Source organism: Microcoleus anatoxicus, from assembly GCF_042465725.1.
GTDB classification, from domain to species: domain Bacteria; phylum Cyanobacteriota; class Cyanobacteriia; order Cyanobacteriales; family Microcoleaceae; genus Microcoleus; species Microcoleus anatoxicus.
The window spans coordinates 5,605,337-5,627,106 of the sequence record NZ_CP120853.1; the positions used below are offsets into that span (position 1 = coordinate 5,605,337).

15 protein-coding genes, 1 tRNA gene and 1 pseudogene are annotated in these 21,770 nt (G+C 47.1%); 12 read left to right on the forward strand and 5 right to left on the reverse strand.

Annotated elements, in window-relative coordinates:
* Positions 1-474 precede the first annotated feature (474 nt).
* The 7 genes and pseudogenes from gshA to P2A85_RS24420 all read left to right on the forward strand — a co-directional run.
* Positions 475-1,626, forward strand: a complete 1,152-nt coding sequence (gene gshA / locus P2A85_RS24390) for a glutamate--cysteine ligase (RefSeq protein ID WP_377475943.1) — start codon at positions 475-477, stop codon at positions 1,624-1,626.
* 253 nt (positions 1,627-1,879) lie between these two features.
* Positions 1,880-2,341 carry a tRNA (cytidine(34)-2'-O)-methyltransferase gene (locus tag P2A85_RS24395; protein ID WP_341739316.1) on the forward strand — a complete coding sequence of 154 codons (462 nt, stop codon included), beginning with the start codon at positions 1,880-1,882 and terminating at the stop codon, positions 2,339-2,341.
* A gap of 582 nt (positions 2,342-2,923) precedes the next feature.
* Complete coding sequence (locus tag P2A85_RS24400; protein ID WP_377475944.1) at positions 2,924-5,371, forward strand: peptidoglycan DD-metalloendopeptidase family protein; 2,448 nt, start codon at positions 2,924-2,926, stop codon at positions 5,369-5,371.
* A gap of 140 nt (positions 5,372-5,511) precedes the next feature.
* Positions 5,512-5,584 (forward strand) — tRNA-Met (locus P2A85_RS24405).
* Between the two features lie 124 nt (positions 5,585-5,708).
* Positions 5,709-6,308 carry a peroxiredoxin gene (locus tag P2A85_RS24410; protein WP_340524139.1) on the forward strand — a complete coding sequence of 200 codons (600 nt, stop codon included), beginning with the start codon at positions 5,709-5,711 and terminating at the stop codon, positions 6,306-6,308.
* 124 nt (positions 6,309-6,432) lie between these two features.
* Positions 6,433-6,972: a peroxiredoxin family protein gene (locus tag P2A85_RS24415; RefSeq protein ID WP_377475945.1), complete on the forward strand. Its 540-nt coding sequence runs from the start codon at positions 6,433-6,435 to the stop codon at positions 6,970-6,972.
* A gap of 28 nt (positions 6,973-7,000) precedes the next feature.
* A pseudogene (locus P2A85_RS24420) lies at positions 7,001-7,093 on the forward strand (IS5/IS1182 family transposase); the annotation flags it as partial.
* A 276-nt stretch (positions 7,094-7,369) separates the two neighbouring features.
* Here the strand turns inward: P2A85_RS24420 and P2A85_RS24425 are convergent.
* Positions 7,370-9,247 carry a peptidoglycan D,D-transpeptidase FtsI family protein gene (locus tag P2A85_RS24425; protein WP_377475946.1) on the reverse strand — a complete coding sequence of 626 codons (1,878 nt, stop codon included), beginning with the start codon at positions 9,245-9,247 and terminating at the stop codon, positions 7,370-7,372.
* Between the two features lie 97 nt (positions 9,248-9,344).
* Positions 9,345-9,926 (reverse strand): hypothetical protein, encoded by a 582-nt coding sequence (locus P2A85_RS24430; protein WP_377475947.1) that lies wholly within the window; start codon positions 9,924-9,926, stop codon positions 9,345-9,347.
* 586 nt (positions 9,927-10,512) lie between these two features.
* On the opposite strand from P2A85_RS24430, the gene P2A85_RS24435 reads away from it, so the two are divergent.
* Complete coding sequence (locus P2A85_RS24435) at positions 10,513-10,770, forward strand: serine protease (protein ID WP_377475948.1); 258 nt, start codon at positions 10,513-10,515, stop codon at positions 10,768-10,770.
* Between the two features lie 670 nt (positions 10,771-11,440).
* Positions 11,441-13,735: a 1,4-alpha-glucan branching enzyme gene (gene glgB, locus P2A85_RS24440; protein ID WP_377475949.1), complete on the forward strand. Its 2,295-nt coding sequence runs from the start codon at positions 11,441-11,443 to the stop codon at positions 13,733-13,735.
* A gap of 258 nt (positions 13,736-13,993) precedes the next feature.
* Here glgB and P2A85_RS24445 read toward each other — a convergent pair whose 3' ends face one another.
* The 3 genes from P2A85_RS24445 to P2A85_RS24455 form a co-directional block, all read right to left on the reverse strand.
* Positions 13,994-14,140: a hypothetical protein gene (locus tag P2A85_RS24445; RefSeq protein WP_377475950.1), complete on the reverse strand. Its 147-nt coding sequence runs from the start codon at positions 14,138-14,140 to the stop codon at positions 13,994-13,996.
* 3 nt (positions 14,141-14,143) lie between these two features.
* Positions 14,144-15,040 (reverse strand): glycosyltransferase family 2 protein, encoded by an 897-nt coding sequence (locus tag P2A85_RS24450; RefSeq protein ID WP_371117791.1) that lies wholly within the window; start codon positions 15,038-15,040, stop codon positions 14,144-14,146.
* Between the two features lie 198 nt (positions 15,041-15,238).
* The gene (locus P2A85_RS24455) at positions 15,239-16,069 is read right to left on the reverse strand and encodes an HpsJ family protein (protein ID WP_340519520.1); all 831 of its coding nucleotides are present in this window, start codon (positions 16,067-16,069) and stop codon (positions 15,239-15,241) included.
* A 911-nt stretch (positions 16,070-16,980) separates the two neighbouring features.
* Between P2A85_RS24455 and rfaE2 the strand changes: the two genes are divergently transcribed.
* The 3 genes from rfaE2 (at position 16,981) to mnmG (ending at position 21,412) form a co-directional block, all read left to right on the forward strand.
* On the forward strand, positions 16,981-17,469 hold the full coding sequence (rfaE2, locus tag P2A85_RS24460) for a D-glycero-beta-D-manno-heptose 1-phosphate adenylyltransferase (protein ID WP_340551129.1): 489 nt from the start codon (positions 16,981-16,983) through the stop codon (positions 17,467-17,469).
* A 46-nt stretch (positions 17,470-17,515) separates the two neighbouring features.
* Positions 17,516-18,988, forward strand: coding sequence for an MBOAT family O-acyltransferase (locus tag P2A85_RS24465; protein WP_377475951.1), 1,473 nt, complete (start codon positions 17,516-17,518; stop codon positions 18,986-18,988).
* 486 nt (positions 18,989-19,474) lie between these two features.
* A complete protein-coding gene (gene mnmG, locus P2A85_RS24470; RefSeq protein ID WP_377475952.1) occupies positions 19,475-21,412 on the forward strand; it encodes a tRNA uridine-5-carboxymethylaminomethyl(34) synthesis enzyme MnmG in 1,938 nt (645 codons plus the stop codon).
* Positions 21,413-21,770 lie beyond the last annotated feature (358 nt).

The following is a 21,770-nucleotide window of genomic DNA, read 5'->3' on the forward strand; positions in this document are numbered from 1 at the left end:
TACGAGGGAGAATTGGTAATAGGTAATAGGTAATTGGTAATAGGTAATAGGTAATTGGTAATAGGTAATTGGTAATTGGTAATTAATAATGCCCTATAGCCTCTGCCCCATGCTTCGACCCGCTCGCGAAGCCGAAGGACTCAGTACAAGTTACCCATTACCCATTACCGATTATATCAATTCCGGTTGTATCGGAATTGATATAACCGCGAAGGCGCTAAGGACGCGAAGGAAGAGAAGAGAGAGTTTAATACAGGACGATGAAGAGAGGATTTTATATTACCCATTACCCCTTACCCATGCCCCATTACCCCTTACCCATTACCCATTCTCAAATTTCTGAGTGCAAATCCATAGCACCTAGATTCCCTCAGAACAGATAAAAATGGGCAACTATGCCTTGTGGAGGATAGTCTGAAATGGCCAATTTTTGGGATAATAAACAGCAGCACTCAACTTAGCTGAGGAACCAACGTGCTGCTATCAAAAGGTTTTGAAGTAGAAATGTATACCGGCACGCCCGAAGGTGATGTTGTCGGTCTCTCGGATCGCATAGTCGCCGATTTAGAGGGATTTGTGCGGGAACCCGATAGTCGCAATGTAGAGTACACGACGGCCCCACTATGCAGCTACGATCGCCTGCTGTGTGCCCTAGTCAAGCCACGAGTCAGGCTGCGACAGTATTTAAAACAATTGGGCGACTATACCTTACTGCCGGGAAGTACCCTGTCTCTGGGAGGGAGCGATCGATTTTACAGATCGGACCCCAACAACCCCTATCATACCTACATCGAGCAAACCTACGGCACCAAAGTCGTCACCGCCAGCATTCACATCAACATCGGCATCTCTCAACCAGAACTGCTGATGCGGGCAATTCGCCTCGCCCGCGTGGAAGCACCCCTCTACCTCGCCTTGAGTGCTTCATCGCCTTTCCTCGATGGCGAAGTCACCGGCTATCATTCCACCCGCTGGGGTTTGTTTCCCAAAACTCCCGCCATCGTCCCCCTGTTTGAAAGTCACAAGCATTACATCCAGTGGACTGAGGAACAGCTACAACTCGGTACCATGCAAAACGTCCGCCACCTGTGGTCTGCCGTGCGCCCCAATGGCGATCGTCGCCCCTACTGTCTCAACCGCCTAGAACTGAGAATTTGTGACCTCGAAGTCAATCCTCTTGCCCTGTTAGCCATTACTGCGTTGCTAGAAGCTCGGATTGGGCAGATGATGGAAGACCCCTGCTTAGACCCCTTAGAACTGTGCACCTTCCCCGCGGCTACCCGCAACCAAGACTTAGTTGCTCTTACCGATGCCAACGAAATTGCTGCATCTCGTCACAGTTTGGATGCAGAACTTCGACACTGGCAAGATGGCAGAACTATTCTGGCACGGGATTGGATAGAGGAAATTTACCAGCAAGTCTGGCCAATTGCCAAAAAAAGTGGCTTTAGCTGCTTTCTCTCACCGCTCAAAAAGATTCTGCGAGAAGGCAACACCGCCCAGCAGTGGTTAAAACTCCATGAGAGTGGTTTGGACACCCGCAGTATTATTCTGCAAGGGATTAATGGTATGGTTCAACAGGAATGGGAACTCGAAGATAACTTGTGCGCCCAGTTAGTTGCTTGAAAAGACAATTTCCAGACAAATCAGAATATTTAATCAATCGCGTCCGACACAGGTTATAAATAAAAGCTATGGTTGCCTCTACCTTTGGGTAGATTTTTAGAGCAACTACCAAGACGGTGAAGACGCTCTTAATGGCCCGAACCATTAGACATCTCCCTTCTTCCTGTTTCCTGAATTTCCCCCTGCCCCCGAAGGGCTGAGGGGAGTCACTTCCTCGTTCTTTCTTCTTGCTGCTTCCTTCTTCTATAGCTTCATGCCCCAACTTGTCTTGATTCACCCCCAAATCCCCCCCAATACTGGGAATATCGCCCGCACTTGCGCAGCCACAGGCACTGAATTGCATTTGGTCGGACCACTTGGATTTGAAATTAGCGATCGCTACCTGAAACGGGCTGGTTTAGATTACTGGCCCCATGTCAACCTCCACATTCACGAGAATTTAGAAGCTTTTCTGGCTTGTCAGCAGCAACGGGGAGGACGCTCGATCGGATTCAGCACAGGCGGGCGATACAGTTACACGCAATTCCAGTTTCTTGCCAGCGACTGGCTGATGTTTGGCTCCGAAACAGTCGGCATTCCTCAATTTGTCTTGGATGCCTGCGATGCCACAGTTTTTATTCCCATGAGCCAGCCGGGAGTGCGGAGTTTAAACCTGTCTGTCAGCGCGGCCGTAGGTTTATTTGAGGCAAAACGACAGTTGGGCGAACTGGGATAAAGAATCATCGATACATACACATATAGATATTTAATACCTTTATATGTCTAGGAAATCTATATCAAAAGATAAGAAATTTGTATCAAAGCTGTGAGAATCTAAACAGCCAAGATTAATAGATTATGTTGAACCAAAAAGAGATTGTTATCATCAATACCAAAATATTTCAAAGATGATTGAGCAACCAAAACAGAGTTTTTGAGCGTTATAGCGTTCTAGACGGAACTTAGAACCCTGAGTGGCGCTATATCTAGTAAATATACGGTTGTAGTTATTTGCGAAGTTAGGATAGAGTGCGATCGTCAAAGATCCTACTCCTAGCCCTAGCGCCAACAGATATTTTATCTATTTGTTCTAGCTATTGCCGTGTAAGGGTTTTGGGTGCGATCGCCGCCAAATTTACCAGAAAATTTAATTTTTGTAGCTCTGCGAGCTTGTCTAAATTAAAAAATCAAGGTAATCTTGCCTAAGCATGATAGCTGTCAACAATCAAAATATTTTTGCTTGTTGATAAATCAGTGTCATGCAATCCCTTGCGTGTTTCCAAGGACAGTTAGCGCTTCTCAGTAGGAGGTCGTTTTTTTGAAACGAATATATCCCCAAAAAAATCAGCCTGTTAAGGCTAGTGAAATCGACAGAGACGGTTCTACAGAACAGTCCAAACAGACAACGCTAAGCACTGGCAGAGTTCGCTCTCTAGCCACGCTCGGACTTGCAATATCGGTGGGTGCTTCCGGCATCTTGCTGCCGAGAACCGGGGACAGCGCTCGCGCGTCCGAACTCGCACCGACACCAGAACCCACCGCCGAAGTACAGCCAGCGTCGGCTAACGAAATCCCTACCTCTGTAGGTGATACTTCCCCAGTTGCATCAGCAGCTCAACCTGATAAGCAGGTAGCGGTTAAGGTGCAACCAGGACAAACTCTGTGGGAGTTATCACAGGACTATGCAGTTGCTCCAAATGCACTAGCAACTGCTAACGGCATTAAATCCGAAACCTTACTCCAAGTAGGGCAAAAACTTACAATTCCGTCGGCGGATGTCGTCGCACCACAACAGAATGTCGGCAACACCCCAGACGCAGCAGCCGAGGAAACCTCCCAGGTCAATCCCGAACAAAAGTTAGATTTAACAGGCTCTGAGCCTGCTTCTAGTCCGGTGGTGCAATCAGGGGAGCAATCAACAGCAACGATCCCCCTCGGAACTCCCACACCGGAGCCAAACTCCAGCTTCGTGCCCAATCCCAACGGGGCGATTGAGAGTTTGAAAAAACAGGAAAACCGGACAGCAGCAGTGGGTCTGACCCAGTTGGAGTCTGAGGGAGGAACGAGTTCATCTACATCACCGACTGTATCCTTGCAGTCGCCAGCACCGACGCCGGCATCTTCCACCTCTGCAACGCCAACGGTTATCCCCAATAGCGGGTTTGCTCAATCATCATCTATTGAACAATCCCTGGTAACACCCAGTTTACCGTCTGCTGTGGTAGTTGCCCCAGCCAACACTACCTCCGCACCAACGGATGTGTTGTACAGTGTGCGTCCAGGAGATACCCTAGATGCGATCGCCTCATCTCAGGGCGTGTCGGCACAAGACCTGATCGCGGTCAACAAGCTCGGCAACCCCAATTTACTCAATGTCAATCAACGGCTGAAAATTCCGAAAGCTGGGTCAAACAATCCAGCGGTACAAGCATCCGTTTCTATTCAGGCATCTAACTCTACATCTGTCTTTTCGGCAGCTTCGGTTCCCGCATCTTTGAACCCCAGCTCGTCTACGCCAGAAATCCCTGGTTCTGGCGTTACAGTATCTGCGCCCACAGTACCAATGGTCTCTCCCCTGGCGAACTTAGAAGGTCTGAACAATATTTCAGCGCCGATGGTTCCCCAAATTAACAACATCCCGCTAAGTCAAGTTTCTCAAACCATTAGCGACCCTGGGAAGTTGGAGCTTCAAGGCGAACCAAAATTCACCGGTGCTGTGGATACCAGTGCGCTACCAATGCCAGCCACTGCCACTGCCAGCTCTACCTTGAATGCTGCATCAGCCCAGCCTGCTAACTGGACACCAGTTGTCAGCACCCAGGGTTTAGCCACCGATGGAGCTAGTGTCCTACCGGATTCCTCAGCAGTGACTACTCCATCGGCAGAGGCTATCAACCCTTATGCTGAACGCTTAAGGGCGGAAGTCGTCCGGCTACGAGAGGAATATCGGGCAGAGCGAAATTCGATCGGTCCCAATTCAGTATCCCTAGCTCCCACGCAAGACCCAGAGGCTCAAGTCCCTGGCGGCAACTTGTCTGAGGACAGCGAACATCTCAACCCCTATCTCTACACCCCAGAGTACGCTGGAACGGTGCAGAATGAAATCAGCAGACCCCCGTCGAGAGGGTGGAGCCAGGAGGTTCAGAAGCAGCAGCAAGAGCGTTTTGACCCCGCCCGCGCCGCCCAATCGCAACCGATCGACCTGACACCGACCTCTAATTTAGAACGGCCTGTGGTGGCGACTGCTCCCTTGGGTTCCCAGGGTTACGACCCCCTCAGCAATCCCTCTTTGGGACAGATGGTTTCTCCAGAACTGCCACCCCTTTCTGGCGCTGATACCTATCTGCCTAACGGTTCAAAACAGTCGGCTAATGGGTTTATTTGGCCGGCTAAAGGTGTTTTTACTTCCGGCTACGGCTGGCGCTGGGGACGGATGCACAAGGGTATTGACGTTGCAGCACCCATCGGCACACCCATTGTCGCCGCCTCGGACGGGGTAGTGACCTATGCGCAGTGGAACGACGGTGGCTACGGCTATCTGGTGGAAATTACCCATCCTGACGGCACTGAGACTGTCTATGCCCACAACAGCCGGATTTTGGTGCAAAAAGGTCAGAGAGTTGCTCAAGGGGAACAGATTTCCGAAATGGGGAGCACAGGCAATAGTACCGGCCCTCACTTGCACTTTGAAATTCATCCCGCCGGATCGGGAGCTGTCAATCCCATGGCTTTTCTGCCCAAGGATGATTCCAGCGCTTCTCGCTAAGCATTTGTTTCAAGTTATGGGTTTTGATATATATTAACAAAACTCATGACTTAATCATTTAGTCATTACGAATAGTGTAGTCAATTAGCTATCCCTAGAACGCCCTACCGTGCTACGATACTAAATCGTGAACAGGTTTTGGCTCAGTGGCGCAGTGGTTAGCGCAGGGGACTCATAAGCCCAAGGTCGCAGGTTCAAATCCCGCCTGAGCCATAATGTAATGACAATCAGCACGCTCTCTGCTTTGAGAGTGTGTTTTTTATTTTGATTTAAGGTAACTGTACTCGTTATGACTATGATATATTTGTAACAGTTCGTAAAAAAGGAAACAAAATCTATGACGAGTGAATGCCTCCGGGTTGGTCAGGCTGCCCCAGACTTCGCAGCAACAGCCGTAGTGGATCAGGAATTCAAGACTGTTAAACTGTCTGACTATAAAGGCAAAAAATATGTAGTCCTGTTCTTTTACCCCTTGGACTTCACTTTTGTCTGCCCGACAGAGATTACAGCATTTAGCGATCGCTTTGAAGACTTCAATAAACTCAATACCGAAATCCTCGGCGTATCCGTTGACAGCGAATTTTCTCACCTAGCTTGGATACAATCAGACCGCAAATCCGGCGGAGTTGGCGACCTCAACTATCCTTTAGTGGCGGATATCAAAAAAACAATTAGTGCCGACTACAACGTCCTTGACCCAGAAGCAGGCATTGCCCTCAGAGGTCTGTTCATCATCGACAAAGAAGGCATCATCCAACACTCCACTATCAACAACCTTGCCTTCGGCCGCAACGTGGACGAAACTCTCCGCACTCTGCAAGCTATTCAACACGTCCAGTCTCACCCCGATGAAGTTTGTCCCGCAGGCTGGCAGCCCGGTGACAAGACTATGACTCCCGATCCTGTTAAGTCTAAAGTCTTCTTTGCTGCTGTCTAAATTGATAGTTTTGAGTTTTGAGTTTTGAGTTTTGAGTTAAAGAGTTTTTAATTCAAAACTCGAAACTTTCCCTGCAATTCCCAATTCCCCAATTCCCCAATTCCCAATTACCCAATTAGGAAATATGCTGACTTCTACTGATTTTAGCGGCTTGTTAAATCAGCGGTTTTTCCAAAATTTATTGCCGGTCCCTGCTACTAATTCTCTGAAACTGGGACACAGAACCCCGGATTTTGAATTGCCGGATCTCAATAATGGTAAATTAGTACGGCTATCTAATTATCGCGGCGATAGACCTGTGGTTCTGGCTTTTACTCGGATTTTTACTGAAAAGCAATATTGCCCCTTCTGTTTTCCTCATATTAAAGCCTTGAATGAAAACTGGGAAAAATTTGCCGATCGCAATATAGAATTATTGATGGTGACAAGTACCGACGAGCGGCAAAGTCAGATAGTGGTTAGAGATTTAAGCTTAAAAATGCCACTTTTGAGCGATCCTAGTTGTCAAGTTTTTCGCGCCTATCAAGTCGGTCAAGCTTTAGGAGCGCCTTTGCCTGCTCAGTTTGTTTTGGATGCAGATGGAAAACTTCTATTTAAACATTTGTTCTCCTTTATCGACCACAATGCTAGTGTGGAAACTTTGCTAAAATCTATTCCTCAGTAAGCATAAATAGTCACCGCCAACTTGCTATTGGGAGGTTCATTACGTCGATGGCACCGTAATTCGCGCACACCAACACGCGGCGGGTGGAAAAAAAGGGGGCGATGACACAGTTGAGTCTCTAGCTTTCCCAGAATTGAGGTTAACAGCCGAACAGATTTTTCGAGCAGGTCTGCCTCCAACCGAACCGAGCTAGAAGGAATGGGGGCTAGTGATGCCACTTGGTCTAAGTTTCGGACAACGCGCTCAAAATACGGCGGGGTACGCCGAAATTAACGCTTGGGGAGAACCCTTGAACTATGGTAAGTAGAAGGAAGAAGATCGATGTGAAGAATGCTCATACAGCAAGCTTTTTAGCCACCTGTATCTTACGTTTAATTAAGTGGACTTACTTAGCTGCCTATTTCTTACTAGGAGGAATCTTCTCAATACTAATCAGCGCCTCCATCACCGACTCCACAATTGGTGCCGCCACAGTCCCTCCCGATCCCCCCTTCGGCTCATCAATCACTGCCAAAACCACATACCGAGGAGCCTCCACAGGCATAATTCCCACAAAGCTAGTAATAATCGCCTTGTTAGAATAACCACCACCACTAGCCTTTTGAGCGGTACCAGTTTTCCCTGCAATCCGATAACCGGGAATCTGTGCAGCCTTCCCCGTACCGCCATCCACAACAGTTTCCATCATCTCTAACACTTGCTTAGTGGTTTTAGGTGAAAAAACCTGCTTCGCTACAACCCTAGGAAGCTTCCAATAAGCTTGACCTTCGCGATCGAAAAGTCCTCGCACTACGTGGGGAGTTACCAACTTTCCACCATTGGCCAAAGCGCCATTAAGCTGCACTAATTGAATCGGAGTAATTGAAAAACCTTGGCCAAAAGCAGTGGTAGCAACTTCCACCGGAGAATTGATAAATTGCTCTCGATTTTTGAGCTGACTGGTTACTTCAAAAGGCAAATCAGTACCTGCACTTTGTCCTAGTCCTAGTTTTTCTAAAGCTTGATAGTAAAGAGAAGATTTCATAGTTCTCATAATGTGTACCATCCCCACATTACTAGAATGTTTTAAAATATCTGTCACCGTCGAAGGACCCCGTGCCCCTGCTGACTGATAGTCGGAATTTTGAATCGGCCAAATACCCATGTAAATTCGACCTTCATCGTTAAACACGCTGTTAGGTTTGACAGCACCAGCTTCCATGGCGATCGCCACATTAATTGCTTTAAAAGTCGAACCTGGTTCGTAAACATCAGTTACAGCCCAATTTTTATAACGTTCCAAACCAAAATTAAAATACTGATTGGGATCGTAGGAAGGTTCGGCCACCATCGATAGCAACTCTCCATTACGGGCATCCATCACAATCACTGTGCCTCGCTTCGCCCCATGTTTCTCCATTTTTTCCTTCAGAGCAATCCGGGCTACCCGCTGCAATCGGCTGTCGATCGTCAATTGCAATTTCAAGTCATCCAACTGGACAAATCCCGCCGTCAGTCGATCGGGAAGCCAATGCCCATCGATCGACTTGCTAAATTGAATTGACGGCATCGATCGTTCCAGCAAATTCTGCTGACTGTATTCTACTCCTGCTTGCCCCTTCCGCTCTCCATCGACATAACCCAAGACATCCGCTACCAATTCCTGCTGCGGGTAAAAACGCTGCTGTTGTCGCACCAATTCCAACCCATCAACGGGACTATTTTTAATCAGCATCCGCCCCACTCGATCGGCAACTTCTTGAGCCAAGGAATCAGCGATCGTAATACCACTTTCGGCAAGATTAAACTTTTGCAGCAATTCAGTTTCCGCCGTATTACCCGCGCTAACTTTGATGGGGAGCATGGGAGCCAAGGATGCTGCTATTTCGGCCTTGGTGTGCTTGAATAACTTTGGGTGAGCGTACAGCGTGTACACCTGTCGGTCGATCGCCAACACATTCCCATTGCGGTCAATAATCGGGCGTCTGGGTACAAAGGGCTTAGTTTTCAAAGTTTGTTGCTGCTGGGCCTGTTTTTGCAGCGCTGGCCCTCGCGTCACCTGCAAATAAAACAAATTCACCGCCAGCCCCAGCCCTCCTAACATCAACACCGCCCACACAGCCCACAAGCGAAACTTGCTCAGTTTTAAGCGATTCACAGGTTGCCGAGGCGGGCTACCAGGCTTCCCAGAAATAGCCGTTTTGGTTGGTTTAGCCCATCGAGTGCGATCGGCCGGCTGTTTTGAACCTTTCGAGTTCGGCGATCTGTAACGGTCAAAACGAGGATCGTAGCTCATAAACAATAAGTCATTAGTTAGTGGTTATTGGTTATTCGTTATTTGTTCGTTGTCATAACTCATAACCAATAACCGATGCCCGATGCCCCATTCCTGATTAATAACCCAGGGGAGTTTCCACAGTACCTGAACCCTGGACTCCTGGGGCGGGAGTTGCTGGGGTCGTCCTTTGGGGCGATCGACCAACTGGGGTCGGCGGCAAGAAAATTGTCTCCCCTGGCTTCTGTGGGGCCAAACCCGTTGCTGGATTTTCCGCGTCTTTAGCCAGTTGGTGTTTCAAGACTTCGCTGGCGGCACTCAACTGCTGTTCTCGGAGGCGCAGAGTTTCCAGCTTTTGATACTCTTGACTCCAGCGTTGCTCGCCGTAGACAGTCAAGCCGTAGACACTTAAAGCTCCACTCAACAGCAGAATCACTGCCACAGAAGAAGCCCGTTGGGCTCCTAGGAGCGATTGGAGCCACGCTGGATGTACGCGATGATGCGGCAGCACTTTGAGTACAGCGGCTTCCTGCCGAGGCTGTGTTTGAGCTGTTTCTGCTGGGGAGTAGTTGGGTAATACAGGCCCTGTTTTGGCCCGCCTCCGTTGAGCAATGGAAGTAACTTTGCTGTTGGCAGACCCAGAGGCGGGTTTGCGAGCCGCTTTGCGGCGAGAATCCGTGGTTCTGATAGCAGCAGTCATAGAATTCACCAATACTTGACTTAGGTTAGGATTGTTTTTAGAGCGATCGGATATTCAATGGTGGCAATTGGAGCTAGATCGGTTATCCTTGCCAAGGATACCTCACAAACCAACTAACCAATCCTATCACTGGTCTATTTTCTTGCTTCTTTTACCGGAAAAAGAAAAACTTTGCCACTTAGGATACCCGGAAGTAAAACAAATCCTTGAGCCGATCGGCAGTAAGGCCAGCTATACTTCCTCACTATAAAACGCTGTAGAGGTCCATCAGGATACCTCGAAGCCAAGTTCAACATATCCTCAATGGGTCTGTTGTCAGCCCACAAAATAATCTTTGATTTGATGTGGGAATATGTGACTAAATGCAGTATTGTAATCAACGAGTGAATCGTCGCTCGATTCGTGCCAGCATTGGTTCTCCAGTAAACCACTCCCCTATCTGTAGCTGCTTTACCAGAGTGTTACTGATAGATGCCACGGAATCTCGCCGGGAGCGATGAGATTTCTGATTTTACGGTTTAAAAACCGCTCACTCGTTTTCATCCCTGCTCTAAACAGACAGGGTTTCTAACCTAGGAGATTTTTTATGAACAAGGGATTAATTCGTCTGACTTTGGTACTAGGCTTAGCTGCCACTCTGGGCGCTTGCGCTGGTGAAACCCCTACCCCTACCCCTTCTGCAGGTGGCGAGGCTAGTCCTCCTCCTGCTTCTGCTCCAGCATCAAAGGAATCTCCAAAGACCGCTCCAGGGGCTGAGAAGTCTCCAGGGGCTGAAAAGTCTCCAGGGGCTGAGAAGTCTCCTGCTGCTAAAGAATCGGCTTCTCCTGCTCCTAAAAAGCCCTAACCACGGCGATCGCGGAGTACAGCCCCAACGGGCCTAGCCTGCTGCTAAAAAATCGTTCGCTTCTCACATTTTTTTATCACACTGGTCTGGGCCTGATGTTGGGTGTTGGTTTTTGTCCGATCTCGAAGGGACAATGGATGCAGAAACAATTCTGAACAGATCTCTTGCAACCCAAGTTTGGGTAAATTTATTTAATTAAACGTCAAATACCAAGGAATAAAAACCTTGCTGTATCAGCATTATTCGTCAATTTATAAATACGATCGGCCTGCTGATATTTTCCTGATTGCTTCTACTTAACGCCGATAAGTGGCTGTGCCAACAGGAAATAATTTAGACGTAAAGATCTATCTAAAATCGATCTAAAAACTTTAATATCGCAGTTGCAATACCACAAAAAAAAGTAAAAGTCAATAGTATTTAGAGAAACATACAAATCTTTCAATTTGTTTTAAGATTTTGATACTTAGATATTAGCCCCTAGCAAAACCAAGCTCAAAAGCAGGTGAAAACACTTGACCGACAGCCGGGTCAGAATGCGATCGGGCCAATTCAGGCTGATTCAGTGGTAGGATGAGCAAGAAAAAATGTAAAAAAATGTAAAGTACCACATCGAGCAAAGTTTTTCTTTTCAAAACAATTAAGTAAAGTGATTGAGGTAAGTAGTTTTATGCCCGCGAATGTCCCATTTGAACAGATTGACCGGATTGTGGGGAATCAGCACCACGATCCATTTGAAGTGCTCGGCCCCCACGCGATCGAGGAAAACGGCAAAAAAATCTGGGCCGTCCGAGTTTATCTGCCCAATGCGGATGCGGTATCGGTGGTGTTGCCAGCATCGAGAACGGAACACCCGATGCAGTCAGTACATCACCCTCATTTTTTTGAATGTGCGATCGAAATTCCAGAACTAGCTAACTACCAACTGCGAGTCAAAGAAGGAGAACACGAACGTTTTATCTACGATCCCTACGCCTTTCGATCGCCCAAACTCACAGAATTCGACCAGCATCTATTCTCAGAAGGTAATCACCACCGGATCTACGAAAAACTAGGGGCGCACCTCACCGAAGTAGAAGGCATCCCTGGAGTGTATTTTGCAGTTTGGGCTCCCAATGCGCGCAACGTCTCAGTTCTAGGTGATTTCAACTATTGGGACGGCCGCAAACATCAAATGCGGAAGTCCCAAAATGGCATCTGGGAATTATTTATTCCGGGACTCGATGCGGGAACTCACTACAAATATGAAGTGAAAAACCAAGACGGACATCCCTATGAAAAGTCAGACCCCTACGGATTCCAGCAAGAAGTACGACCGAAAACAGCATCCATAGTCACAGACTTAAACACCTACACTTGGAACGACAGCGCTTGGATCGAAAAACGGAGGCAGACAGACCCCCTGACACAGCCGATTTCGGTTTACGAATGCCACATAGGTTCTTGGCTCCATGCCGCCAGCGATCAACCTTCAGTGTTGCCAAATGGTGAGATAGAAAGGCAAGTCCAAGTTTCTGAACTTAAACCAGGGGCCCGGTTTCTGACTTATCGAGAATTAGCCGATAGACTAATTCCTTACGTCCAAGATTTGGGATACACTCACATCGAAGTTCTGCCAGTGGCAGAACATCCTTTCGACGGCTCTTGGGGTTATCAAGTGACGGGCTATTTCGCCCCAACATCCCGCTACGGCAAACCAGAAGATTTCATGTATTTTGTTGACCAGTGTCACGCTGCAGGCATTGGTGTACTGGTGGACTGGGTGCCGGGACATTTCCCCAAAGATGGACACGGTTTGGCTTTCTTTGATGGAACTCACTTGTACGAACACGCGGACCCGCGCAAAGGCGAACACAAAGAGTGGGGAACCCTGGTATTTAACTACGGCCGCAACGAGGTGCGGAATTTCTTAGTATCTAACGCTCTTTTCTGGTTCGACAAATACCACATCGACGGAATTCGGGTAGATGCCGTGGCTTCCATGCTGTATTTGGATTACTGTCGGGAACCGGGAGAATGGCTGACTAATCAGTACGGTGGTCGGGAAAATATTGAAGCGGCAGATTTTCTGCGGCAGGTGAATCATGTAATTTTCAGCTATTTCCCTGGTTCACTGTCTATCGCGGAAGAATCTACCTCTTGGCCGATGGTCTCTTGGCCGACCTATGTAGGTGGCTTGGGGTTCAATCTCAAGTGGAACATGGGTTGGATGCACGATATGCTCGACTATTTCCACATGGACCCTTGGTTCCGCCAGTTTCACCAGAACAACATAACTTTCAGTATGTGGTACAACCACAGCGAGAATTTTATGCTGGCGCTATCCCACGATGAGGTAGTCCACGGAAAGGCTCACATCATTGGGAAAATGCCTGGAGATGAATGGCAAAAGTGTGCAAACGTGCGGTGTTTGTTTACTTTTATGTTTACTCACCCAGGCAAGAAAACCATGTTTATGGGGATGGAGTTCGGTCAGTGGCAAGAGTGGAACGTTTGGGGAGATTTGCAGTGGAATTTGCTGCAATTTGAGCCTCACCAAAAGTTGAAGCTGTTTTTTAAGGATTTGAACAATCTGTACCGCAGCGAATCAGCACTTTATAGTCAAGATTTTGCTGAGGATGGGTTTGACTGGATTGATTGCAGCGATAATCGGCACAGCGTCGTCGCCTTTATACGTCGAGAATCGGATAGCGACGAGTTTGTGGTGACAGTTTGCAATTTTACGCCGCAGCCACACTCTCATTATCGCGTAGGAGTGCCGGAGGCGGGTTTCTATACGGAGTTGTTTAACAGCGACGCACGGGAGTACGGTGGCAGCAATATGGGCAATTTGGGGGGCAAGTGGACTGATGATTGGTGGTTCCACAATAGTGCTTATTCGATCGACTTGTGTTTGCCGCCTTTGGGTGTGTTAATTTTGAAGCTCGATCGGGCAAAAACAGCAGCAAAATCTCAAGAGTTTTGATGACGGTTGATAGTTGACAGTTGACTGTTGACGGTTGACAGTTGACTGTTGACTGTTGTTAGTGGCCGAAATTAGGATACGGCAGTGCCCATTGGTGTCAACTTAACGTCAAACCTAGTCACAGATTGCTGTTTGACTATTAAATCCAGATCCCCCCTAGCCCCCCTTCCCAAGGGGGGGACAAGATTCCGATCAAAGTCCCCCTTCCCCCCTTGGGGGGGGGCTAGGGGGGGGTGGGGATGCGAGGGGGATCTAGACTTAGGTAAAAGCGACATTTATCAAGGCTTTCAGTCTTAAGTTGACACCAATGGGCAGTGCCGTGTCCCAATTCCCAATTCCCAATTCCCAATTCCCAATTCCCAATTCCCAATTCCCAATTCCCAATTCCCAATTCCCAATTCCCAATAACTAAATATTCGATGAAACTTTAGATGAATCAACTGTCACTACTTCCGATTTAGACTCTTCTTTCGCAGAGTCTAAATTTGGCAGTGGCATATGTTTCATTTCCCAAACTTTCAGCAAAATTAAATATTCATAAAAAGCTTGCAGCGTACACCAAGCTAATCCCGCTTGACCGTCAAGAAATCCGCCTAGTAAAATATACATATAGAAAAAGCGCACAACTGGTCGTAAAGGCAAGCGCAAAGAAAAATCTTTCAATGCACGGCGTCTTTCCACTTCTGAGGCTCCAAAAAATAAATCCCACCAATTTACTTGACCAGCTTCTAGTTGACGGAGGGTTTCGGCTGCTTCGTCAGTCGAGTAGCGGTTGTGCTTTTCAATCCAGCGAGAAAGACCTTTGCTACAAGTATAGTGAGGGTAGGTTTCCTTCAGGAAGTGAGTCGGACCATTGCAAACTTCCCGTTCCGTGTGGCCGTAGTCACTAAACCACACTTTGTCTTTGCGAAACAGGCGCATTTGATAGCGGGGATATTGAGTGCTGCGGCGAATCCAACGCTCCATAAATATTACTTTTTCAGCGACGTAATAGCCGATATATTCTTGACTTTCGATCGCCTTTAAGCATTCAGCAAACAGTGCAGGTGTCATTCGCTCATCTGCTTCGAGGATATAAACCCATTCGTACTTGCAGGGAACTTCTTGCAACATCCAAGTCCGCTGACGCCCGTGAGTTTCAAAAGCGTGCTGCACTAAGAGCACTGGGTAGCTCTGAATAATCTCAAGGGTACGATCGCTGCTGAAAGAATCAACCACAATGATATCGTCACAAAGCAGCGCCGATTCAATGCAAGCGGCGATATCAATCTCTTCGTTGTAAGTCAGAATATAAATTGAGAACATTCCCAGCTTTCAGTAAGGGCAAACTATAGCAGAAGGAAGAAGTCCGATGGATGTCGGCACAAGAGCGATGTGCAAATGCAAGAGAATCAATGGTTTGAGCAATTAACAACGTCCTAACTGCCTCAGCGGTTGCTATATTAACCAGATCAAATATTTATTAGAGATGTCTCTACCTGCGCGATCCCCGCTGTTGACTGGTCAACTCTTGTGGCGGCCGAACCGAGGAATTCCCATGCTTCTCAATCCAGTCCAACCAACAGTAATGTAACCGATCGCCAAGAGTAAACTGCTGATTCCCGTCTGCAAACTAGAATTTCTCGATCGAGTTCTCAACTCTTTCTCTTTTTGTTGCTTACGAGTCTGAATTTCTTTGCGGGCCTGGTTAGGAAGTTCTTGGGCTTGCTGTTCCAGAAATTTGTCTAGGGCTTTCGGGTCATTTTTTGACTCCTGGAGCACAGCTTTCAATTCCTTGGGAACCTCTGGACTCTTGAGTGCTTGTGCCATTTTTCCCTCATCTTGCAGGAGGGCTGCTATCTGACTGCGGCGCTGGCTTTTAAGCTGTTCTATCTGAGCTTTGAACTGATCGCTTTTAATTTGGGCTTCCAGTTGACCCTCAGCTTGTCCGGCTTCTCTATCGACTTGAACAAGAGCCTCCTTGAGTTCCAAACGAGTATTGTTGAGATGAAGTGGGACCAGACACAGATAAATCAGGCCTAGGAAACTGGAAACTAACAGCGCCCAGAATCGTAAATCCAGCCAAATATTTTGGCGTTCGATGGAGACTCCAGTGCTGGTGTCCACCCAAAAGCCAGTCATCAGTAGGGCTATACCCATTAAAGGAATAATTCCCCGGTCAACTATCTGAGTTGCCGCAGCCAACTGCCACCCTCTATTGAGAATGTCGGAGGTTTCTCCCGGTAGTGACAGCACAATGCAGTCGAGCAAAGCAGAGAGAATCAAGATAATCCCCACTACTTTGAGAGTGCGAGCGGCTACAGAAGAAAATTGACGGCTATTAGTTGCTTTCATACAAATATGCGGTAAGTGGGAAACGAGGGAGTTTAGATCCAAGAAGAAAGTGACACCAGCGGTGGGAACCGCCTAGTCAGTAGCAGAATGGAGGGTAATTCACCCCTCATACCTTTGGGCCTACTCCCTTGCGGAGAGATGCGATCGCGCCTTTGTGATGACAGTTTTAGGGGCCCAAAGCACGGTCTGTGTTACATAGCAGACTATGAACCAGCAGCAACAGATCTCTTGATTAGCTACCTATCAAGCGGGTGTATTGACTCAAATAACCTAGTGAGTTAAGACGCCAGACCCGTCATTACGGCTGGTTTGATTGCTCTGGCGAGGGAGCGTATCATGAGACCTGTGTAACAGAGAATTCCTGTTGGATAATTTTACACCGTTAGATTCAAGGCGGTAGTGGAGTAGATTTTGTTGCACAAGTTAAGTTATTTTCCACCAAAAGAGCTCGTTCCGACACCAGGCTCGACTTTTTTATGATTGTTCTTGACTGCGGTTTTGGTACAGAGGTGTTCTGGACCGTTGCGGTTCCAGCAGCTTTTGACTAGCTTGGGTTGGCGCGGTGGTGTCGAAAAATAATGCACACAGGACAATAATTTGAGAATTTTCGGTTATATTCAAACTTCCTTTATCGAAACAATTTCAGCAGTCCTGTGAAAGATTTTACCGACTTGCTCAGAGCACCACAAGTATCGGGAGCGGATCGATCGCATAAAACTCAGACTTAACTTGCTTTTTTATTAACAAAAATTCTCTCTATTTTTAAATTTCACTTAAGCTCTCGCCTGCAAATTATAACTTACTAATTATTAGGCAATTGAATAATTAATTTTTCAATTTAGCAAGTGCTATTTCTCACTTTTGCTGGTAGGATGGTTCATCGCTGTTCAAACTCGCTGTTGGTGGAAACAATGATTTCTGGTGTTTATAGGTTGAAAGAACTTGTTGGTGCGATCGCCTCAAATCCGGCTCAGTGGCGTCCCCTCGTCTTTACCAACGGCTGCTTCGATATCTTACACGCAGGGCACGTCCGCTATTTGCTGCAGGCTTCATCCTTGGGGCGCTCCCTCGTGGTGGGATTGAATAGCGATGCTAGCGTACAAGCCCTCAAACCCCAGCAGCCGGGATTACCAGCGCGCCCCATCGTACCAGAGGAACAGCGAGCCGAAGTTTTAGCAGCTCTCAAAGCCGTAGACGCCGTGGTAATTTTTCCCGAAACTACCGCCATTGAACTGATCGCGATGCTGAAACCAGATATCTACGTTAAAGGAGGCGACTATCAAATCGAAACACTACCGGAAGCACCTGCGGTTTTAGCCTGTGGTGGCAAAATTTCCTTGGTCAAAATAGAAGTTCCGAGTTCTACCAGTGCGATCGTCAAACGCATTTTGCAGTTATAGAATACAGCAATAATATGCAAACACTTATCTTATTGATTTGTCAAACATGACTTTCATCTCCCTTCAATACGCCCAATTTTTGCTAAGTTTGTTAGTTGTTTATTGGTTAGTGCCACTGCGATGGTGGCGACTTTCCATCATGGTAATTGGTAGTCTGATTTTTTATGGTTCGCTGCAAAGATGGTACATTCCTCTGCTGTTAGTAGGTACTCTGTTTAATTATGTCTTGGCAATGGCGATCGGGGAACCTCTGGATTGGCGGATTGCTAACGAATCTTGGAACCGCCGCCGTTGGTTGCTGCTGTGCATAGGAATTAGCGTGAATGTATTGCTGCTTCTAGGCTTTAAGTATGTGCCTTTTTTCTTAAGTTCCCTAGGCAATTTGTTAAATTTACCCGTGGCTTTAGACAGTGCGGACTGGGTAAAAACCCACGTAATTGCACCTCTAGGATTGAGTTTTTTTTGCTTTGAGTGCATTGCTTATTTGATTGACGTGTATCGAGGTGCACCTGCGGCAAATTCACTGCTGCACTTTGCTGCTTACAAGTTGTTTTTTCCAAAACTAATTTCCGGACCAATTACTCGGTATCATAACTTAATTTATCAACTAAAATCCCAGAAATTTCCCACAGCAGATGGCATTGCAGAGGGACTGTGGGCGATCGCCTCCGGTGCAGTCAAAAAAGGGCTTTTGGCTGACAATTTGGGAATTTATGTAGATTTAAGTTTTACTAACTTGCAGCGTGCGGGAAGCGAAGATTTGTGGCTGACAATTTTTGCTTACGGGTTGCAACTTTATCTCGACTTTGGCGCTTATGTTGACATCGCGCGCGGTACTGCTTTGCTGCTAGGTTGGTACTTGCCACCCAATTTTGATTTTCCTTATTTTAGTTCTAGCATAGGCGATTTTTGGCGGCGCTGGCACATGACTTTAGGGGATTGGCTGCGGAATTATTTGTATTTTCCTTTGGGGGGTTCGCGGGTTAGTTTGTGGCGTACTTGTCTGAATTTGTTAATCGTCATGTTAGTGGCTGGAATTTGGCATGGTGCGGCTTGGGGATTTATTGTGTGGGGGGGGTTACACGGTTTGGCTTTGGTGGTTCATAGGCTGACAGATGTGGTGTTTAAGCGGTTGCGAATAGATTTTTTGTGGGACAATGCGATCGGCTTTTTCATCGGTTGGCTGTTAACTCAAGCTATGGTTTTTGGTAGTTGGATATTTTTCCGTCTTCCCGATTTAAAAGACTCTGGATGGGTAATTTCCCATTTGTGGGGACATCCTGCTGATGTCCAGTTTGCACATAAAGTTTATGTGGAAGCCATGGGTTTGGAAAGAGTGCAGTTAAGTTGGATGTTGGGGGGCTTGGCGGTGGCGATGTTGATGAATTATACGTTAATTCGGGGTTTGAAGGTGGAGTTGAATTGGCCTGTGAAGTTGATGTTAGTACCGCTTTGTTTGTATGCGGTTTGGGTGTTGGCACCGGAGGGTGGTTTACCTTACATTTATTTTGATTTTTAGAGGATGGGAAGGAATAAGGATCGGATTTATGCAAGGGGGGTAAAAAACCTGGTTTCTCCATCAATATTTCTGTTAACAAATCAGGATTTATTAGAGAAACAAGTGTAACTGCTCACCGCAACTGCGTTGCGGTATACCCAATGGTGGCTCATAGCTGGCTAGGGAGCAAGTGTGTCAAGGGTTTGAATCAAAACGATAAAAATAGAGTATAGTAGCTCTCATGCCCAAAACAGCCGTACCGATCGACTCGAACGCCGTGCAGATTTGTTGGTATCTACTTTGCAAAGTTATATCGAGGCAATGGGTGGGGAATTGTCATTTGTCGTAGAATTCAAAGATAGACCTCCCATAAAAATTACCGGATTAACATCGATGTTTGAAGAAAGCAGCTACTCTAAAGGAGAGGAAGAGTTTTAATTGACGAAACTAAAACCTAATTTTGCCAGATGTCTATTATTCAATCTAAAATCTAAAATCTAAAATCGAATGACTGCACAAACCCCAGTACAATTCCAAGATAGTTTCGACATCATCGTAGTTGGTGCCGGACACTCCGGCTGCGAAGCCGCCCTCGCCACTTCTCGCCTCGGTTGTCGCACTCTTTTACTCACCCTCAACCTCGACAAAATTGCGTGGCAACCCTGCAATCCGGCTGTCGGCGGTCCGGCGAAAACTCAACTGACTAACGAAGTGGATGCGTTAGGTGGCGAAATTGGCAAAATGGCCGATCGCACTTACTTACAAAAACGCATCCTCAACTCTTCACGAGGCCCCGCAGTGTGGGCGCTGCGAGCACAAACAGACAAGCGGGAATACGCCGCTGTGATGAACAATATTGTTGAAAATCAAGAGAATTTGACCATCCGGGAAGCGATGGTAACAGACTTAGTTTTGGGCAAAAACGAAGAAGTAATCGGAGTCGAAACCTACTTCGGTGTCGCCTTTGAATGCAAAGCCGTAATTCTCACCACAGGCACTTTTTTAGGCGGCACAATTTGGGTGGGCAATAAGTCGATGCCAGCCGGACGCGCCGGAGAATTTGCCGCCGTTGGTTTGACGGAAACTCTCAACCGTTTGGGCTTTGAAACTGGCAGGTTGAAGACTGGAACTCCGGCAAGAGTTGACAAACGAACTCTCGATTACACTAACCTGGAACCGCAACCTGGAGATGCAGATGTTCGCTGGTTTAGTTTCGATCCAGAAGTTTGGATCGAACGGGAACAAATGCCTTGTTATCTAACTCGAACTACGCCCGAAACTCACCAGTTAATTAGAGACAATTTGCACCTTTCTCCAGTCTACGGCGGCTGGGTTGATGCCAAGGGGCCGCGCTATTGTCCGAGTATTGAGGATAAGATTGTGCGGTTTGCGGATAAGGAAAGTCACCAGATTTTTATTGAACCGGAAGGTAGAGATATTCCTGAACTTTATATCCAAGGATTTTCGACTGGTTTACCGGAAAGTTTGCAATTGCAAATGTTGCGGACTCTCCCCGGCTTGGAAAAGTGCGAGATGATGCGCCCTGCTTATGCTGTGGAGTATGATTATTTGCCGGCAACTCAGTGTTTTCCGACGCTGATGACTAAGAAGATTGAAGGGCTATTTTGCGCGGGTCAGGTGAACGGTACGACTGGATATGAGGAGGCGGCGGCACAGGGGATTGTCGCAGGAATTAATGCGGCTAGATTTGCGAAAAATCAGGAGATGATTGTGTTTCCGCGCGAGCAAAGTTATCTGGGGACTTTGATTGATGATTTGTGTACGAAGGATTTGCGGGAACCTTACCGGATGTTGACTTCGCGATCGGAATATCGGTTATTATTGCGATCGGACAATGCGGATCAACGCTTGACTCCGCTCGGACGGGAAATTGGCTTGATTGGCGATCGACGCTGGGAATTATTCGAGCGCAAACAAGCTAATATTGTGGCGGAAAAGAAACGCTTGTACTCGACGCGGGTGAAAGAGCACGAGGATCTTGGTCAGCAGATTTTGGCTGAAACTCAACAATCGATTAACGGTTCGATTACTCTGGCTGATTTGTTGCGTCGTCCGGGTTTTCATTATGTCGATTTGGAACGGTACAATTTAGGCGATTCTAGTTTGAAGTTGGCTGAGAAAGATGGTGCAGAAATAGATATCAAATATTCTGGCTATCTGCAAAAACAGCAAAATCAAATTGATGAAATTGTCAGACACGAACGCCGACAATTGCCTGCGGATTTGGATTATATGGCAATTACAACTCTCTCGAAGGAGTCGCGGGAAAAGTTGACCAAAATCAGGCCGCTGACTATTGGACAAGCATCGAGGATTGGTGGTGTGAATCCGGCTGATGTTAATGCTTTGTTGATTTTTATGGAAGTGCGAAACCGTGGAGATCAGAAACCGGGTTTCTTTGTAAAATCTCGTGAGGATGCGTAAATTTTCGCAGAAACCCGGTTTCTTGGACTAGGCGCGTGGGACTGGTGAAACCGGGTTTCTTCCGAAAATCTCGTGAGGATGCGTAAATTCTCGCAGAAACCCGGTTTCTTGGATGGTGGGGCGGGACTGGTGAAACCAGGTTTCTTCCTAAAATCTCGGTGAGGATGCGTAAATTCTCGCAGAAACCCGGTTTCTTGGATGGTGGGGCGATCGCAATTAATAACGTAAATGAATGTATTAATATTAACCTTGGTACATTTGCGAATCAAAGATTTCCATGTCCTGATGTGAAAAACACAAAAAATAATTACTTGTCAATTAGAAGAATTATCCTTTGAAACCCTACGCCTGGAAATCA

What these genes read in the sequence shown, in the direction of transcription:
- P2A85_RS24395 (WP_341739316.1), top strand. Translation starts at nt 1,880, where the DNA reads ATGCCCCAACTTGTCTTGATTCACCCCCAAATCCCCCCCAATACTGGG.
- P2A85_RS24435 (WP_377475948.1), top strand. Translation starts at nt 10,513, where the DNA reads ATGAACAAGGGATTAATTCGTCTGACTTTGGTACTAGGCTTAGCTGCC.
- mnmG (WP_377475952.1), top strand. Translation starts at nt 19,475, where the DNA reads ATGACTGCACAAACCCCAGTACAATTCCAAGATAGTTTCGACATCATC.
- P2A85_RS24410 (WP_340524139.1), top strand. Translation starts at nt 5,709, where the DNA reads ATGACGAGTGAATGCCTCCGGGTTGGTCAGGCTGCCCCAGACTTCGCA.
- P2A85_RS24415 (WP_377475945.1), top strand. Translation starts at nt 6,433, where the DNA reads ATGCTGACTTCTACTGATTTTAGCGGCTTGTTAAATCAGCGGTTTTTC.
- P2A85_RS24425 (WP_377475946.1), bottom strand. Translation starts at nt 9,247, where the DNA reads ATGAGCTACGATCCTCGTTTTGACCGTTACAGATCGCCGAACTCGAAA.
- P2A85_RS24450 (WP_371117791.1), bottom strand. Translation starts at nt 15,040, where the DNA reads ATGTTCTCAATTTATATTCTGACTTACAACGAAGAGATTGATATCGCC.
- glgB (WP_377475949.1), top strand. Translation starts at nt 11,441, where the DNA reads ATGCCCGCGAATGTCCCATTTGAACAGATTGACCGGATTGTGGGGAAT.
- P2A85_RS24430 (WP_377475947.1), bottom strand. Translation starts at nt 9,926, where the DNA reads ATGACTGCTGCTATCAGAACCACGGATTCTCGCCGCAAAGCGGCTCGC.
- P2A85_RS24465 (WP_377475951.1), top strand. Translation starts at nt 17,516, where the DNA reads ATGACTTTCATCTCCCTTCAATACGCCCAATTTTTGCTAAGTTTGTTA.
- rfaE2 (WP_340551129.1), top strand. Translation starts at nt 16,981, where the DNA reads ATGATTTCTGGTGTTTATAGGTTGAAAGAACTTGTTGGTGCGATCGCC.
- P2A85_RS24455 (WP_340519520.1), bottom strand. Translation starts at nt 16,069, where the DNA reads ATGAAAGCAACTAATAGCCGTCAATTTTCTTCTGTAGCCGCTCGCACT.